Below are 17,032 nucleotides of genomic sequence, written 5' to 3'. Positions count from 1 at the left end.
GCTATTATGACCGTTCGCACTGCTACTCGTTTTATGCTTTGGATGCGAACTGCTCTTTTGTTTATTATTACTTTTATTATTATGGTTCTTTTTATTATTACTCATGAAATATCCCCCCTGTTCCTTTTTATTATGGAACAAGAGCTCATTATTCATTACGGGAATTATTGTCACCGGTTCTATAATGGTGGAGTAAACCATTAATTTCACCGCCAAGTAAAATTACCCATCCAGTTAAGTAAAACCATAACATTAAAATAATGATACCACCGAGACCACCATATGTATTGGCGTAATTCGCAAACTTATCTACATAATAAGCAAATGAGTACGATACCACAATCCATCCTACAGTAGCAAATAACGCCCCTGAAATAACTTCTCTTCTTTTTAACTTTCGATCTGGTGCAAATGTATATAAGAAACTAAACAAAGCAAATAGCACGAAGAAACTCGCTACTAATCGTGTAATGCTCCATACGAAAGAAAAACTATCTGATAAACCGAGTGCTTTAAACACTGCTGCTCCAATAACTTGTCCGAATACCGGAACAATTAACGCAAAGACAATCATAAAAATAATAGCTAATGTAAACACAATTGATAACGCTCTTGTTGTAATAAAAGAACGTGTTTCCTTCACGTCATAAGCGCGGTTAAAAGCATTCATAACCGCATTAACACCATTTGAGGCAAACCATAACATGGATAATAAACCAAATGATAATAAACCACCATTTTGCTGGTTTACAACTTTATCTACATTTACCTCAATTAAGTTCATTGCATCATCTGGTACATAAACCTCTAATAAACTAAGCACATCCTCTGTTTGAATGGGAATAAATCCAAGAAGCGTAATTAAGAAAACGAGCCCAGGAAAAATTGCAAGCAAGAAGAAATAAGCGAGCTGTGCTGCCAAGCCCGCTACATCATCGCGCATCGTCCGGTCATATAAATCTTTACCAAACGAATAAGTACGATTTCTTCTCACCTTTTCTAAAATTTTTCTCATATATGTTTAAACGCTTTTCTTCTCTTCTTTATCTTGCTTTAACTCAATGTACGCTTCAGTTTTTTTTTCCACTGCATTTGAGTCTTTCATAAATAATTCACGTGCTTCTTTCATACCACCATCTTCAGCAACTATTGGCTCTTCTTCTACTTTCAACTCATCTACCTTTGGAGATACAGCTTGAATTTCAATCGTTTCTGGCTTTTCTTCTGGCTCAACTTTTTTCTTACTAAAAATTTCTTTCGTTTCTTTTAACGTCTCTACAACAGATGGCGTTAATTTTTTAATTTCTGCTACTTTCGCTTTTACCACATTGAAATCAGCAAGTTCGCGTCCTTTATCTGTAACAGTTTGCACTTTTTCTTTGATCTTTGCATTTTCACCAATTTCAATCATCTTTGTTTTTGCTTTTTCTGCTGTATTTTTTACTTTTTCGCGGTTTTCTTTCTTTAACATGGATACAGCTACACCTGCAGCTACACCAATCGCAATGTTTCGAGCAATATTATTTTTCTTTGCCATATTCCTTCACCCTTTCATTTCTTATGTTAGAAAGTATTTCTTTCTAAGCTTCCTCATATTCCTTGTTCATTTCGAATGAAAGCTAATAGCTTTGCACACCCTTCTGTTACAAGGTCATATACTTCTTGGAAATTCCCTGTATAGTAAGGGTCAGGAACGTCTGTCCAGCCACCGTCTGGAACAAAGTCGGACAGCCTACCAATATAGCCTCCAGTTTTACCTAAACTTTTTAAATCTGCTATATTCTTGTTGTCCATGGCAATAATATAATCAAACTTTGTTAAGTCTTCTTTTTCTACTTGCCTTGCTTTAATTCCTTCAAAAGTGACTGCATTTTCTTTTAAAATTTTTTGTGTTCCTTTATGTGGCGGATGGCCAACATGCCAATCTCCAGTTCCTGCAGAATCAATGACAATTTTCTCTTCAAGTCCCTCTTTTACGACAAGATTTCGAAAAATCGCTTCTGCCATCGGAGAACGGCAAATGTTCCCAAGACAAACAAACAATACTTGAACCATATTTTTGTTTCTTCCCTTCTTGGTGCATTTCTTAATATATACTTATAGTATAAACAACCAATTATTAAATATAAAGGAAATCCCTACTAATTTAATAGGATTGAAAAGATCCATTAACGAAAATGATAAAAAATGTTAAGATAGCCTTATGTTATTTTAAAGGGGGACACTTCGGTGGATTTATCCGTAAAGTCAGAAGAAAACGTTGAATACATGGTCGAAGCTATTAAAGAAAAATTACGTATGGTTAATGCTGGAGCGATGAGAGCTGCTAGTTTTAACGAAGAAATGTACGAAGATTTACGTGACATTTATGATCATGTTATGAAACGCGAAACATTCAGCATTAGTGAAATGCAAGCTATTACAGAAGAATTAGGTACATTAATTAAAAAGTAAAAAAGCCTCTCTTATTATGAGGCTCTTTTTTATTTCCAACAAATTCATGACAACTCTTCTCTTTCCCTCAACCAACTGTAAAATATTGTACAATAGAAGTAGAACCTCACCTTAGATTTTTTCTCCATACATACTACTCACAAATAATAGCAACACTACCATTGCTAACTGTTTTTACTGGAGGTGCTTACTTATGAGCAATTGGTACAGTAAGACGAAAGATCAAACATTGATTGACCTAGAAACAAACGAACAAAACGGTTTAACAGATGAGATTGTAAGTGAACGTTTAAAGCAATACGGTTCTAATGAATTAGCTACAAAACAAAAACGCACTTTATGGCAGCGTATTTTCGCCCAAATTAATGACGTCCTCGTATATGTCCTTATTATTGCTGCCCTTATTTCTGCCTTTGTAGGTGAATGGGCGGATGCCAGTATTATCGCGCTTGTTGTAGTTTTAAATGCTGTTATCGGTGTTGTCCAAGAATCGAAAGCAGAACAAGCTTTAGAGGCATTGAAAAAGATGGCAACACCTAAAGCTATCGTCAAGAGAAATGGTGAACTAAAAGAAATTCCATCTGAGCACGTCGTTCCAGGGGATATCGTTATGCTCGACGCCGGACGATATATCCCCTGCGATTTACGCCTTATCGAAACCGCAAATTTAAAAGTTGAAGAATCTGCTCTAACTGGTGAATCTGTCCCTGTTGATAAAGATGCAATCTACCACCCTTCCATGCAACGTGATGAGCAAGTACCACTCGGCAATCAAAAAAACATGGCCTTTATGTCTACTCTTGTAACATATGGAAGAGGCGTCGGTGTTGCTGTTGAAACTGGAATGAACTCACAAATTGGTAAGATTGCTACCCTTTTACATGAAGCAGACGATGATATGACACCACTTCAAAAAAGCTTAGCACAAGTCGGAAAATATTTAGGCTTTGTCGCTGTAGCTATTTGTATCGTTATGTTCCTCATCGGTTTTTTACAAGGCCGGGATACGTTAGAAATGTTTATGACTGCTATTAGTTTAGCCGTTGCAGCTATCCCAGAAGGCTTGCCAGCTATCGTTTCCATCGTTCTTGCAATTGGTGTGCAACGTATGATTAAACAAAACGTTATCATTCGCAAACTACCAGCTGTTGAAGCCCTCGGTTCTGTCACAATTATTTGTTCAGATAAAACAGGTACGTTAACGCAAAATAAAATGACCGTTACTCACTTTTATAGTGATAACACATACGATCGCTTAGAAAGTTTAAATGTAAATAATGATGCGCAACGTCTATTGTTAGAAAATATGGTGCTATGTAATGATGCATCTTACAATAACGAATCACAAACGGGAGACCCGACTGAAATTGCACTTCTCGTTGCTGGAACCACTTTTAACATGCAAAAAGATCATTTAGAAAAAATACATGAACGTGTTAACGAAGTACCTTTCGATTCAGATCGTAAAATGATGTCAACTGTACATACATACGATGAAAGCTACTATAGCATGACGAAAGGCGCTATTGATAAGCTCTTACCTCGATGTACCCATATTTTTAAAAACGGCAAAATCGAGATTTTAACTGATTCTGATAAAAATCAAATATTAGAAGCTGCCCGAGCAATGTCTCAAGAAGCTTTAAGAGTACTTTCATTCGCATTTAAACAATACGATTCAAACGATGTGGATATAAATCATCTTGAAAAAAATCTTATCTTTATTGGTCTTGTCGGTATGATTGATCCACCACGAACTGAAGTGAAAGATTCAATTAAAGAATGTAAAAAAGCCGGTATTCGCACAGTTATGATTACTGGTGACCATAAAGATACCGCCTTTGCAATTGCCAAAGAACTTGGCATTGCTGAAGAAATATCGGAAATTATGATTGGAACTGAATTAGATAACATTTCTGATACAGAACTAGCTAGCAAAATTAATCATTTAAATGTATTCGCTAGAGTCTCTCCAGAGCATAAAGTGAAAATTGTAAAGGCATTACGCGCGAAAGGAAATATCGTTTCTATGACTGGTGATGGTGTCAATGATGCACCATCTTTAAAGCAAGCTGATGTTGGCGTTGCGATGGGCATTACAGGAACAGACGTTGCAAAAGGGGCAGCAGACGTCGTGTTAACAGATGATAATTTCTCATCTATTGTGAAAGCCGTTGAAGAAGGTAGAAATATTTATCGTAACATAAAAAAATCAATTCTCTTCCTACTCTCTTGTAACTTCGGAGAAATTATCGCTTTATTTTTAGCGATTTTACTCGGCTGGGCAACACCACTACGACCTATTCATATTTTGTGGGTGAATTTAATTACAGATACACTGCCTGCATTATCACTTGGGGTTGATCCTGAAGATCCAGATGTGATGAAGGAAAAACCACGACATGCGAAAGAAAGCTTATTTAGTGGCAGCGTTCCTTTCCTGATTTTCAATGGAGTTATCATTGGACTTTTAACGCTAATAGCTTTTATCGCCGGAGCAAAATTCTATACTGGAGATACAAATTTATTTCCTCTTTTCCCAGAGCGAATTGATGACGATGCTCTATTACACGCTCAAACGATGGCATTTGTCGTTCTTAGTTTTTCTCAGCTCGTTCATTCATTTAACTTGCGTTCAAGAACGAAATCAATTTTTTCAATTGGGATCTTTACAAATAAATATTTAGTTTTCTCTCTTCTTATCGGTGTTCTTATGCAAGTTTGTATCATCTCCATCCCGCCCCTTGCAAATATATTCGGTGTACATGCATTAACGATGCGAGATTGGGGATTTGTTCTCTTATTAAGTATCATTCCACTTATTGTGAATGAGATTATTAAATTAGTGAAGAGAAACTAAAAGGCAATGAGGAATAGTCCTCATTGCCTTTTCATTTATCCTACTATTTTCCGTGCAGTAAAACTCCCACCTCAAAATTCAGTTTGAGCAAAGAAGTTAGGTGATGGATTAACTGCCCATAAATGTCCAATTGGTGAAGGGTAATAATCGGTGGGGATGAACAAAACCCCACTGATTAAAGTTTCACTTTATCCTTGTAATTCTTTTTTGATATTCTCTGTTAATGTAGCCATACGCTTGCGGCTTTCTTCACGCTCACGTTTATTTTGTTCTTCAATTTGTTGTGTTTCTTGCATACCTCTTGAAATAATGTTCCAAGTTTCCTCAAGTGTTTCCATCTTAATACTAGAAGAACCTGATAATCTCGCTACTTCTACACTTTGCGTTGCGATATTTTGTGCATTTTTCTTAAGTAATTCATTTGTACGGCGATCCAGTTCAGCCATAGAATCTGCAACAAGCTTTTGGCGCTTGGCATTTACCGCTTGAATGATACCATTTTTAAAGATAGGAATCGTTGTAATAAATGCTGTATTGATTTTACCAATTAATTTATTATTACCACGTTGAATCATACGAATTTGTGGTGCTGTAAGTAACGCAACCATACGTGCTTTTTCTAAATCGTCAATACGCTGTTCTAAAATTTCAACAGAGTTTTTAAGCGACTCTAATTCAATACCTGCTAATTGATCATTATTACGTACACGCTCTTCATACATCGGAACTAACTCTGTATTTAAACGCTCTAATAACATTTCTCCTGCTACTACGTACTTCTCTAAGTCTAAATAATATTTTAAGTTTTGCTCATACAAGCCATCTAACGTACCAATTGATTTTTTCATCTCATCTTGGTACTTCGTAATTTCCACATAAACTTTATCAATTTCGCGGCCCATCGTTTGATATTTACTAAAGATTTGTTCTATCATTTTATCCGCTTTTTTGAACATACGTGAGAAGAAACCACTTTTTTCTTCCGCAAAGTCTTTACTATCAAATCGGTCCATAATTTTACCAAGCTGTTTTAATAATTCACCAGAATCTTCTATCTTTGATAATGACATTGTATGTAAAATTTGATCAGCAAAACGTGAAATTTCCATAGAAGGTTCTTTTCCAAGTTCAATTAATTCTAATTGATCTTTAATATCTACCGCATTATAAATACGTTGTACATCCGCATCTTGTCTAAGTTGTAAGCGAACATCTTGTGCTGTTTGTTCATTTAATTCTGTTTTCGGATCTAGTACGACTGGGTTATTCATATGGTATTCTCCCTTTCCTTATAAAAATGGACGAAATAGTCCTTTTATTGTTTGTGATAAATTTTTATAGGCTGATGAACCATGAAACTCAAGATCGAAATTAACCTCTTCAAGCCAATGTGAATCAAATGCCCCCGCTTCAATATACGGTTCAATATCGTTTCTTCCCGTTGGATTGAAATGGAATACATCTACTCCAATTTGATTCAAAAATAGTAATAAAACAGCATCAGAACGAGTTAACTCTCCACTCTTCTCATTATTAAATATAACAATTTTCGGTACATCTTGTGAATAATCAAATTTCTCAAGCTGTTCTAAAATATTCGGTGGTATTTGAGAAAGTTGCGCGAAAACATATAGCGCTACATCTTGTTTCGTCTCTTTCGCAATTGGTTTGCACATTTCACTTTCGCACGTATGGATAATCGCCTCTGCAATCCCATGCTGTAAACCTTCCGGTAAACGCTTATGCGGCCACCAATGGCTATTCATAATTAGATCAGGATGCAATTTTCCAGCCCGGTCCAATGCATCTCGATAATGATATTGGAAGTTTGCTTTTTGCTCTTTCGTAAACGGGAAGGTATTAATTAATAAACTGTTATCAAATGATGTAACAGCCTTTAATCGTTGAAAATATTCTTTATCATTCTTTGAAACGCCTGATATTTTCGCAAATAAAGAAGGAATATAAATGTGTTTATTTTCAACAAAGAATGTCGGGCGTACAAACGCCTTTTCTTTCGTAATTAAAAAGAGTTCATCATATGTCGTTTTTAACGTACGTGCTACAGGCGTATAGGAACGGAATTGCCACGGCTTGTACAGCAGTGAATTATCGTGGTGAAGTACTTGTTCAATTTCTTTCGAAGCTTGATACGCTACTGTTGCAACACGCTCACGGCGACGATCAGGGAATGGTTCAAGCGAAATGCGACTTGAATGAGATACAACAAAAGTTCTTCCCTCTTCATCAATATTTTCAAATCCATCTTTTCCTTCTGGGTGATAATAAAGCACATCACAACCGAGCATAATAAGAAAGTATAAGAAATATATACGGCTTTCCTGTGCATCACCGTACCAAATGATACGCGGCATTTGTTTCTTATAATTAATCGTAGAGAACCACTTCGCTACGTAATTTTCGCTTAGTTTAATTATGTCGATTAAGAAACGACGGAAGCCTTCTGTCTTTAACGACTGATTATGTTGCTTCTCATATAATTTCAATAGTGAAATAAACGTCGTATGTATGTAATGCTGTAAATCAGGATTGTCTACTTTCGGTAAAAGTTGTTTCCCAGATAAGTGTGCAACTAGCCTATTTACTGTCAGACCATTTGGTGCTTCTTGATGTAATCCGAACACTTCTTGAATATGACGAAGCTTTTCCGAATCAATCACTTTGTTTAAATTTTGTTCGTGTAAAACTTCGATTCCTTTAGCTTCACTATAATCAAACAGTTCATTAAAATATTCATCTACATCATTAGGAACACCAAGGATTCGACATGCTATATAACTAAATTTCATCTCATTCTCTGTCAGCTCATATTGTGGGCGTTTTTCTAAAAGCGTTTCAAATTGCTTTAAATCTGATTCATCTTTTAATGCATATGGTTGAAGTGTAAAACGTGAAAACACAACAGTTCACCTCCAAAAACATTTACGTTTTTTCTAAGTCCTTCTTCTATTATAAACTATTTTTGGTTATAAAAAATGGGCGCTCGCAAAACGAGCAAACCCATTTCAATTATTTATTGTCTTCTTTAGTAGCTGCAACTTCTTCTCTAGCTTGTCCAGAATTCTTCATGTAGTGAAGTATAAATGTTGCTCCAAATGCTACAACTAAAATAATAAAGAATAGTGTATGACTAATCTCAATCTCGATTAAAGACAGTAACATTTTTGCTGCAATAATTAAGATTAAAATGTATGCTGTCGTTTCAAGCTCTGGAATACGCTCTAACAATTTTAAGAATACACCAGCAATACCACGCATCATTAAAATACCTAGCATTCCGCCTAATAGTAAAATCCAAACTTCATTAGATACACCAAATGCAGCAAGTACGCTATCTACAGAGAATGCGATATCCATTAATTCAACCATCGCAACTGTTCCCCAGAAGACACCAAACATTCTAAAGAGAATACTATTTTGATTCATACCGTGAGCTTCGTCTTCTTCACTTGCACCTTTACGCTTATCAATAAAGTATTTTACTGATAACCAAGCAAGGTAAAGTGCACCAAGAAGTTTTACCCACCATAATTTAATTAAGAACATTCCGATTCCAATCGCAATAAAGCGGAACACATAAGCTCCAATAAGTCCATAGAATAATGCTTTTTTACGTTTTTCTTCCGGAAGATGTTTTACCATTACCGCTAACACAAGTGCGTTATCAGCAGATAATAATCCTTCAAGTACAACAAGTGTACCAATTAATCCCCAAGATACTGGATCCTGCAACACTTTAATCCACATGTCCAAGTCGAAAAACTGAGCATACGTATCAAGGATTCCTTGCAAAATACTCATCTTACCTTTATCCCCTATTCTTTGCTAGATTTATAGAAAGGTCAAAAAAAGGAAACGAATATCGTTTCCTTTCTATGCATCCAAGCCATACGCTCTTACAAGCGCACCTAAACCACCTTGGAATCCACTTCCTACTGCATTAAACTTCCACTGTCCATTATGACGGTATAATTCACAAAAGACAACTGCTGTTTCGATGGAGAAATCTTCCCCTAAATCAAAACGAAGAACTTCTTCACTCGTTTCTTCATTCGCTAAACGAACAAACGCATTTCCTACTTGCCCAAAGTTTTGACTACGGCCTTCTGCATCATAAATCGTAACTGTAATAGCAATTCTGTGCACATCTGCTGGAACTTTCTTCAAATCCACAACAAGTTGCTCATCGTCACCTTCACCTTCACCTGTACGGTTATCTCCTGTATGTAAAACAGATCCACAAGGAGACTGTAAATTATTATAGAAGATAAAATCAGTTTCCTTCGTACATTTTCCGTTTGCATCTAATAAAAAGGCAGATGCATCTAAATCGAAATCGGCTCCGCCGTCATAAGATTTAATATCCCATCCAAGACCAATTACTGCTTTCGTTAAACCAGGGCTTGTCTTACCTAAATCGATTTTCTGGCCTTTTTGTAATTGAATAACCATCTATATTCACCTCTATATTTTTATCTTTAAAAATATATCCATCAGTAAACATACATTTCACCGATGGATATATAAATCAAATCTATTACTCTACATCTAAACCAAAGTTATTACATAGAGACGCTAATCCACCTTGGAATCCACTTCCGATTGCATTGAATTTCCAATCACCTGCATGACGATATAATTCACCTACTACTACGGCTGTTTCAATAGAGAAATCTTCTCCTAAATCATAACGAATTAATTCTGCATTCTTTTCTTCATCAAGAATACGTACGAAAGAATTAGAAACTTGTCCGAAGTTTTGGCTACGGCCTTCTCCATCATAAATTGTAATTGTGAAACAAATACGTTCGATGTGAGCAGGAACATTTTTCAAATCTACTTTAATCGCTTCGTCATCGCCTTCACCTTCACCAGTGCGGTTATCTCCTAAATGCTCTACAGCACCATTCGCACCTTTTGGATTATTATAGAAAACGAAATCTTCAGCTCCTGAAACTTTACCATTCGCGCCTACTAAGAAAATACTAACATCTAAGTCGAAATCGTTTTGTCCGTCATAACGATTCGTGTCCCAACCAAGTCCTACAAGAACTTTCGAAAGACCTGGATTCGTTTTTGTTAAGTCTACCTTTTGTCCCTTTTTCAATGAAATTGATGCCATATACAATTCCTCCTCGGTTATTTTATTGATAACGTGATACAATCTCACTTAAGTTTTTATCTTGCGTGCCTTCTCCAACTGCTGAAAACTTCCATTCACTTCCGTGACGATACATTTCACCTGCAATTAGAGTTGTTTTGCCAGCATAATTATCCGATAAATTATAGCGTGCTAATTCTTCACCAGTTTGCGGGTTTTGAATACGAATATATGCATTACGAATCATCCCGAAATCTTGACGACGATTTACACAGTCATAAATATTTACAACGAATACTAAACGATTAATACGGCTTGGAACTTTATGTAATTCTACGAAAATTGTTTCGTCATCACCAGCGCCTTCACCTGTTAAATTATCTCCTGAATGAATAATACTACCACAAGTAGAAAGTTTATTTCCGAAGTAAACTAAATCATTTTTGTTTAAAAAACGATCTCCTTCTAACATAACAACAGATGCATCACAATCTACATTTGGTTTACTTCCAAATAATGAAGACAGAAATCCACCTGATTGCCCAATTGGATCCCAGCCTAAGCCAACCTGTAGTTTTGCTACTTTTGGTTGTCCTTTCGTTAAATCGATCTTTTGACCTTTTTCTAAAATAATAGGCATGAAGTTTCTCCCTTTCTACAAAGCATTTTCCGAATCGGAAAATATTGTATTCTTCTCTTATATTGTAGCATTATTTACCTAGCGATAAAAAGGATAAATTCTCAGTTATATGAAAACATTCATATAATTTACTTATGATGATGTAAGAAGTGGTAAATAGCACCAATCATTCCTGCACAATTACCGTTTTGCGCAAGTTCAATCTCACAATTATTATAAATCTCTTGATTTAAGTATTTACTGACCTCTTCTTTTACTTCTTTTAAAAACTCATTTCCTCTATCGGTAATTCCTCCACCAATAATAATCGTTTCTGGATTAAAAATATAAGCAAGATTACTAATTCCGATTGCCAAATGTTTAAAGAAAATCCCAACTGCTTGAGCAACTTCCCGATCTCCTTTATCATACAACTCGAAAATTCTTTTCCCATTCCACTTGCCTTTGCCTTTATATTTGCTTACAAGTCGAATTAATCCTGAAATCGAAGCAACCTCTTCAAACGTTTTTCCTTCTATTAACATATTCCCCCATTCACCAGCACTAAATGAATGTCCTCGGTACAATTTTCCATCTATAAAAATTGCTCCTCCAATCCCTGTTCCAAGGGTGAGCATAATAAAGTTATCTTTCTCTCTTCCACTACCATTCCACTTTTCTCCAAACGCTGCACAATTCACATCATTGTCAATCGATACTGGAACTTTTAATATCTCTTGCAATCTATCAATAATAGGAATAGTACTATATCCCGGAATATGATCCGCGCCTCCCGTCACAATTCCTTTATTAATATCAACAATTCCCGCAGTGCTAATACCGATTCCGGCAATAGTATGTTCATTCATTATTTTTTTGGATACATATATAAGTTTTTGAATAATTTGTTCTCCGCCTAAATGAATTTCTGTTGCAACTGTTTGACGCTTTAATACTCTCCCTATTTCTGAAACAATACCATACTTAATTTGCGTACCGCCAATATCAAACGCTATATACTCTTTCATCTGCTGCCACTTCCTCTACCGTTATGAATGTAAATTCTCCCCCTCTACTATTTGTAGGAAATCTACATTAATTCTTTTCTGCTTTGACAAATACACCACCTTTTTCTATATATAGTTTTTTTGCATAAAACTCTTTTTCCTAAGAAATATTACAAAGGGATGTATTTTAGATGGAACATTAATCTCTTAGGAGGAAAACCATGACGAAAATCTTCATTTTAGCATCAACACTCTCTTTATCTTTTTTTAGCGGTTTAAATATCGGTAATGCTGCAACTGAAAACTTCCAACCATTAACAAACGCTATTGTACAAAATAGCGATCATTTTGCAGAAGGAAACTCAAAGGATAATAATATACCTCCAGGAAATAACGGTTCTCAGGACGATACTGGTTCTGGTGACAATGGTTCTGGCGGTAACGGTTCTGGTGGCAGTGGCTCTGGTGGCAATGGTTCCGGCGGTAACGGTTCTGGTGACAACGGTTCCGGCGGTAACGGTTCTGGTGGCAATGGTTCTGGCGGTAACGGTTCTGGTGGTAGTGGCTCTGACGGCAGCGGTTCCGGTGGCAATGGTTCTGGTGGCAACGGCTCTGGCGGCAGTGGCTCTGGTGACAACGGTTCTGGCGGTAATGGTTCCGGCGGTAACGGTTCTGGCGGTAATGGTTCCGGCGGTAACGGTTCTGGTGGCAATGGTTCTGGCGGTAACGGTTCTGGTGGTAGTGGCTCTGACGGCAGCGGTTCCGGTGGCAATGGTTCTGGTGGCAACGGTTCTGGCGGTAATGGTTCTGGCGGCAATGGCTCTGGTGGCAATGGTTCCGGTGACAACGGTTCTGGCGGCAATGGCTCTAGTGGCAATGGTTCTGGCGGCAATGGCTCTAGTGGCAATGGTTCTGGCGGTAACGGTTCTGGCGGCAATGGCTCTGGTGGCAATGGTTCTGGCGGTAACGGTTCTGGTGGTAACGGTTCTGGCGGCAATGGCTCTCAAGGCGGCAATCGTGTTAAAGGTGATAGCAGTTCTCAAGGGGGTAATGGCTCTCAAGGTGGCAATCGTGTTAAAGGCGATAGCAATTCTCAGGAGGGCAACGGTTCTCAAGGGGGTAATGTAAAAGATAATACGAAAAAACAAGGTGATAAATTACCTAATACTGCAACGCATTATCCTATATCTATTTTAATGGGGCTTTCAACATTCCTAATTGGTATGTTACTGTTTATTCGTCGTAAAAACGTAAAATAAGAACAACATCCTTCCATCTAAAAAGTACATGAAATACTGTATAAAACTAAAAAGGACTTTGGATTACATTTTATTATGCAGCCCAAAGTCCTTTTATCACCTATCAGAAAAAGTATTAATACGCTTTTCCCCAATACACCATTTGTTTAGCTTCTTTACCACAACAAATACATTCTTCAGCTAAATGCTCTTGCTCAAAAGGCATACAACGTGAAGATACGCCAACTTCTTCTTTTAGTTTTTCTTCACAAGCTAATTCCCCGCACCACATTGCCTTAATAAAGCCTTGCTTTTCGTCAGCTATTTTTTTCATCTCTTCGAAATTTGTCGCAACATACGTATTCTCATCGCGAAATGCTTTTGCTTTATTAAATAAAGCAATATGAATTTCTTCAAGTAATGCTGGAATACGTTCTTCTAATTGATCCATTGGTACAAACTCTTTTTCCTTCGTATCTCTTCTTACAAGTACAACTTGATTCTTTTCAATATCTTTAGGGCCAACTTCTAATCGAATTGGAATCCCCTTCATTTCATACTCATTAAATTTCCAGCCTGGTGTTTTATTACTAGCATCTATTTTTACTCGTGCAACCTTTTGAATATGTGCTTGTAACTCTGTTGCTTTTGCTAAAACTCCTTCTTTATGCTGAGCAATTGGTACAATAACAACTTGCACTGGAGCGACTTTTGGTGGCATTACAAGTCCATTATTATCACTATGAACCATTATTAGCCCGCCTATCATTCTTGTTGATACACCCCAAGATGTTTGGTGCACATATTGCCACTTACCGTTACGATCTAAAAACTTAATATCAAATGCTTCTGAGAAATTCGTCCCAAAGTTATGAGAGGTTCCTGTTTGAAGTGCTTTTCCATCATGCATTAAACTTTCAATTGTATAAGTTGCCTTTGCTCCAGCAAACTTCTCTTTTTCTGTTTTTTGTCCTTTAATAACTGGTATTGCTAAATAATCCTCACAGAAAGAAGCATATAAGTTTAAAATATTTAATGTTTCAGCCTGCGATTCTTCTGCCGTTTCATGGATTGTATGACCCTCTTGCCATAAAAATTCAGTCGTACGAAGGAACGGCCTAGTTGTCTTCTCCCAACGAACTACTGAACACCACTGATTATATAACTTTGGCAAATCATTATAGGATTGCACAATTTTTGAAAAGTGCTCACAGAATAAAGTTTCAGATGTAGGACGTACACAAAGTCTTTCCGCTAACTTTTCATCTCCACCATGCGTAACCCATGCTACTTCAGGAGCAAATCCTTCAACATGATCCTTCTCTTTTTGCAATAAACTCTCTGGGATAAACATTGGCATATATACATTTTCATGGCCAGTTTCTTTTAACTTCTCATCCATCACCTTCTGCATATTCTCCCATAAGGCATAACCATACGGACGTAAAATCATGCATCCTTTTACACTTGAATAATCAACAAGTTCGGCTTTTTTTACAATATCGGTATACCACTGCGCAAAGTCCTCTTCCATCTTCGTAATGGCTTGCACTTGTTCTTTTGCCATAGTCAGTCTTCCTCCTTCTAGAAAATACAAAAAAGCCCGCGTCCCTAAATAGGGACCGAGCTTTGTCGGCGTTACCACCCTGATTCATGCACAAAAATTGCGCATGCTCTCTTTTTGATAACGGGAAATTCCCGCTGCATATGCAGAACTCAAAGGCAGGTTCCATATTGCCTTTTTAAGAATCTTTCAGCCTGACGGATTCTCTCTCTGCTAAAAAGGTTGAACATGTACTAGTCCTTTTTCATCGTTATAACGAAATAAATTTGTTGATTATCATAATACAAATTCTTTTTTAAAACAATAGCTAATTTTCTTATTTTTATATATTCTTTTCATTTTTTGCAGTTTTATACGTAGCTTTTCCGCGTAATTTTCACAAGTTGATGTGCAATCATACCGATAAGTGTACCAAGTAGGACGAAGAAACCAATAAATCCATATCCCATTCCTTCCCACCCACCAATAACAATCATTGTAACGGGAAAGGACGCTAAGCAAAGAAGTATTAAACTAAGTGCAAATATAATATCGAACTGTTTGTCTGGAAACCGTTTCTTTAGTAAATATGAAATAGCAAATACAAGGATAATCGTGATTCCGCCAATGATGTAAAAGATACCAAATCCATCTAACCAATCCATAGTGTTTCCTCCTTCCATAGATTCCCCTATACTTAATTATATGTTTAATTTTTCTGAAAATAAAAATAAATTTTCACATAAAAATATATTTTTATTACTAGGTATTAATAGTAATATATAAGAATAGGTTTTATATAATCAGGAGGGAACTTTATGGATAAAGCATTAACAAACCATGTCATTATTTTATCATTCGACTGTTTATCAGCTTTAGATTTTCCTATACTACAAAAACTACCTCATTTCCAATCTCTAATAAAAAAGGGCACGGTTGTCGAAAAAGTAGAACCAATTTATCCTTCTGTAACATATCCAAGCCACTCAACAATCGTAACCGGTAATTACCCTAACAAGCACGGTGTTGTTAGCAATACGTTACTTCAACCAGGGCGTGAATCACCTGATTGGCATTGGTACCGAAAATCAATAAAAGGAACAACATTGTATGATGAAGCGCGCAAAGCAAATTTAACGACAGCTGCCCTTCTATGGCCTGTTACTGGAAGAGCGAACATCGATTACAATTTACCAGAAATTTTTCCAAATAGACCTTGGCAAAATCAAGTGTTAGTTTCCTTATTTAGCGGTAGCCCACTATACCAATTAGATTTAAATCGTCGTTTCGGCCATATAAGAAATGGTTTATCACAACCAGAGCTGGATGATTTCGTCCTCGCCTCTGCTGTGCATACAATCCAGACGAAAAAGCCTAATATCATGTTCGTACATTTCACCGATCTAGACACACAAAGACACTATCACGGCTTTGAATCTAACGAAACAATAGCTGCTATCCAGAGACACGACGAACGTCTAGGGAAAATTATTCAAGCACTAAAAGAAAGTGACTTATACGAAGAAAGTACAATTATTGCCCTTGGTGATCATAGCGCTTTAAGTGAAAACAAATCCATACAATTAAATGTGCTATTCCATCAAAGAGGACTTATATCTCTTAATAAAAAAAGAAAATTAGTAGACTGGAAAGCCTATTGCCAAAGTTGCGACGGCTCTGCCTATGTATATGTAAAGGACAAAAATGATACGGATACAATTCGGGAGGTACAACTACTCTTTGAAGAACTACTTCAAAATAAACAAAACGGAATTGAATTTATACTTCATGATGAAGCTGCGAAAGACTGCGGTGCAGACGGTAATTGTTTATTCATGTTAGAAGCACGAGAAGGGTATTATTTCACTGAAAACTATACAGGAGATTTTATAAAAGAAATTACCGAAAAAGATGTTACGCCCAGTAAAAAATATACATTTGGTACGCATGGATACTCTCCAACAAAACCTAACTATGAAACAATTTTTATAGCTGCTGGGAAAGGGATAAAAAGCGGCATTACCATACCGTATATGAGACTTATTGATGAGGGCCCAACTATCGCTAGACTACTCGGTTTACACTTAGGTGAAACAGACGGAGCAATTGTAGAGGATTTACTCCAATTGTAAAGAACAGTGTATATATGTAAAAGTTATGTAAAATTCATCACTGTTTCTCTTTTTATA

Annotated in this window: 16 protein-coding genes and 1 other annotated feature; of the genes, 4 read left to right on the top strand and 12 right to left on the bottom strand. The window is 36.6% G+C overall.

The genetic code is table 11. The features are described from left to right. Window positions 1-148 precede the first annotated feature (148 nt). From V7S45_RS02380 to V7S45_RS02370, 3 genes are read right to left on the bottom strand one after another with little or no spacing between them, the layout of a single operon-like run. On the bottom strand, window positions 149-1,015 hold the full coding sequence (locus tag V7S45_RS02380) for a YihY/virulence factor BrkB family protein (RefSeq protein ID WP_001226536.1): 867 nt from the start codon (window positions 1,013-1,015) through the stop codon (window positions 149-151). A 6-nt stretch (window positions 1,016-1,021) separates the two neighbouring features. Next, entirely contained in the window at window positions 1,022-1,537 is a 516-nt protein-coding gene (locus tag V7S45_RS02375) for a DUF4075 domain-containing protein (protein WP_001085389.1), read from the bottom strand. Window positions 1,538-1,590: 53 nt separating this feature from the next. Continuing rightward, window positions 1,591-2,055: a low molecular weight protein-tyrosine-phosphatase gene (locus V7S45_RS02370; RefSeq protein ID WP_000250916.1), complete on the bottom strand. Its 465-nt coding sequence runs from the start codon at window positions 2,053-2,055 to the stop codon at window positions 1,591-1,593. A gap of 174 nt (window positions 2,056-2,229) precedes the next feature. Here V7S45_RS02370 and V7S45_RS02365 point away from each other — a divergent pair, with 174 nt between their 5' ends. Then, window positions 2,230-2,454, top strand: a complete 225-nt coding sequence (locus tag V7S45_RS02365; RefSeq protein ID WP_000366196.1) for a DUF1128 domain-containing protein — start codon at window positions 2,230-2,232, stop codon at window positions 2,452-2,454. Window positions 2,455-2,647: 193 nt separating this feature from the next. Beyond that, window positions 2,648-5,314 carry a cation-translocating P-type ATPase gene (locus V7S45_RS02360; protein ID WP_342761640.1) on the top strand — a complete coding sequence of 889 codons (2,667 nt, stop codon included), beginning with the start codon at window positions 2,648-2,650 and terminating at the stop codon, window positions 5,312-5,314. A gap of 188 nt (window positions 5,315-5,502) precedes the next feature. Here V7S45_RS02360 and V7S45_RS02355 read toward each other — a convergent pair whose 3' ends face one another. The 7 genes from V7S45_RS02355 to V7S45_RS02325 all read right to left on the bottom strand — a co-directional run bounded on the left by V7S45_RS02355 (window position 5,503) and on the right by V7S45_RS02325 (window position 12,083). After that, on the bottom strand, window positions 5,503-6,585 hold the full coding sequence (locus V7S45_RS02355) for a toxic anion resistance protein (RefSeq protein WP_001064409.1): 1,083 nt from the start codon (window positions 6,583-6,585) through the stop codon (window positions 5,503-5,505). Window positions 6,586-6,603: 18 nt separating this feature from the next. After that, entirely contained in the window at window positions 6,604-8,235 is a 1,632-nt protein-coding gene (locus V7S45_RS02350; RefSeq protein ID WP_000492859.1) for a YceG family protein, read from the bottom strand. Window positions 8,236-8,344: 109 nt separating this feature from the next. Next, window positions 8,345-9,136: a TerC family protein gene (locus V7S45_RS02345; RefSeq protein ID WP_000025704.1), complete on the bottom strand. Its 792-nt coding sequence runs from the start codon at window positions 9,134-9,136 to the stop codon at window positions 8,345-8,347. Between the two features lie 72 nt (window positions 9,137-9,208). Then, a complete protein-coding gene (locus tag V7S45_RS02340) occupies window positions 9,209-9,787 on the bottom strand; it encodes a TerD family protein (RefSeq protein ID WP_000236643.1) in 579 nt (192 codons plus the stop codon). A gap of 85 nt (window positions 9,788-9,872) precedes the next feature. Beyond that, a complete protein-coding gene (locus tag V7S45_RS02335; RefSeq protein WP_000146726.1) occupies window positions 9,873-10,457 on the bottom strand; it encodes a TerD family protein in 585 nt (194 codons plus the stop codon). A gap of 22 nt (window positions 10,458-10,479) precedes the next feature. After that, window positions 10,480-11,076 (bottom strand): TerD family protein, encoded by a 597-nt coding sequence (locus tag V7S45_RS02330; RefSeq protein WP_001121586.1) that lies wholly within the window; start codon window positions 11,074-11,076, stop codon window positions 10,480-10,482. A gap of 128 nt (window positions 11,077-11,204) precedes the next feature. Then, window positions 11,205-12,083: an ROK family protein gene (locus V7S45_RS02325; protein WP_000666117.1), complete on the bottom strand. Its 879-nt coding sequence runs from the start codon at window positions 12,081-12,083 to the stop codon at window positions 11,205-11,207. A gap of 200 nt (window positions 12,084-12,283) precedes the next feature. Here V7S45_RS02325 and V7S45_RS02320 point away from each other — a divergent pair, with 200 nt between their 5' ends. Then, on the top strand, window positions 12,284-13,321 hold the full coding sequence (locus tag V7S45_RS02320; protein ID WP_342761639.1) for an LPXTG cell wall anchor domain-containing protein: 1,038 nt from the start codon (window positions 12,284-12,286) through the stop codon (window positions 13,319-13,321). Between the two features lie 115 nt (window positions 13,322-13,436). Here V7S45_RS02320 and proS read toward each other — a convergent pair whose 3' ends face one another. Further along, the gene (gene proS, locus V7S45_RS02315; protein WP_001040977.1) at window positions 13,437-14,867 is read right to left on the bottom strand and encodes a proline--tRNA ligase; all 1,431 of its coding nucleotides are present in this window, start codon (window positions 14,865-14,867) and stop codon (window positions 13,437-13,439) included. 47 nt (window positions 14,868-14,914) lie between these two features. Further along, window positions 14,915-15,121, bottom strand: a binding site (T-box leader). A gap of 93 nt (window positions 15,122-15,214) precedes the next feature. Further along, complete coding sequence (locus V7S45_RS02310) at window positions 15,215-15,508, bottom strand: YesK-like family protein (protein WP_000383850.1); 294 nt, start codon at window positions 15,506-15,508, stop codon at window positions 15,215-15,217. Between the two features lie 153 nt (window positions 15,509-15,661). On the opposite strand from V7S45_RS02310, the gene V7S45_RS02305 reads away from it, so the two are divergent. After that, the gene (locus tag V7S45_RS02305) at window positions 15,662-16,975 is read left to right on the top strand and encodes an alkaline phosphatase family protein (RefSeq protein ID WP_025687833.1); all 1,314 of its coding nucleotides are present in this window, start codon (window positions 15,662-15,664) and stop codon (window positions 16,973-16,975) included. Window positions 16,976-17,032 lie beyond the last annotated feature (57 nt).

It is taken from the genome of Bacillus sp. BR3(2024) (assembly GCF_039134555.1).
Lineage (GTDB): Bacteria > Bacillota > Bacilli > Bacillales > Bacillaceae_G > Bacillus_A > Bacillus_A cereus.
Note: the sequence above shows the minus strand (reverse complement) of the source record. Positions and strands in the feature narration are given on the sequence as shown.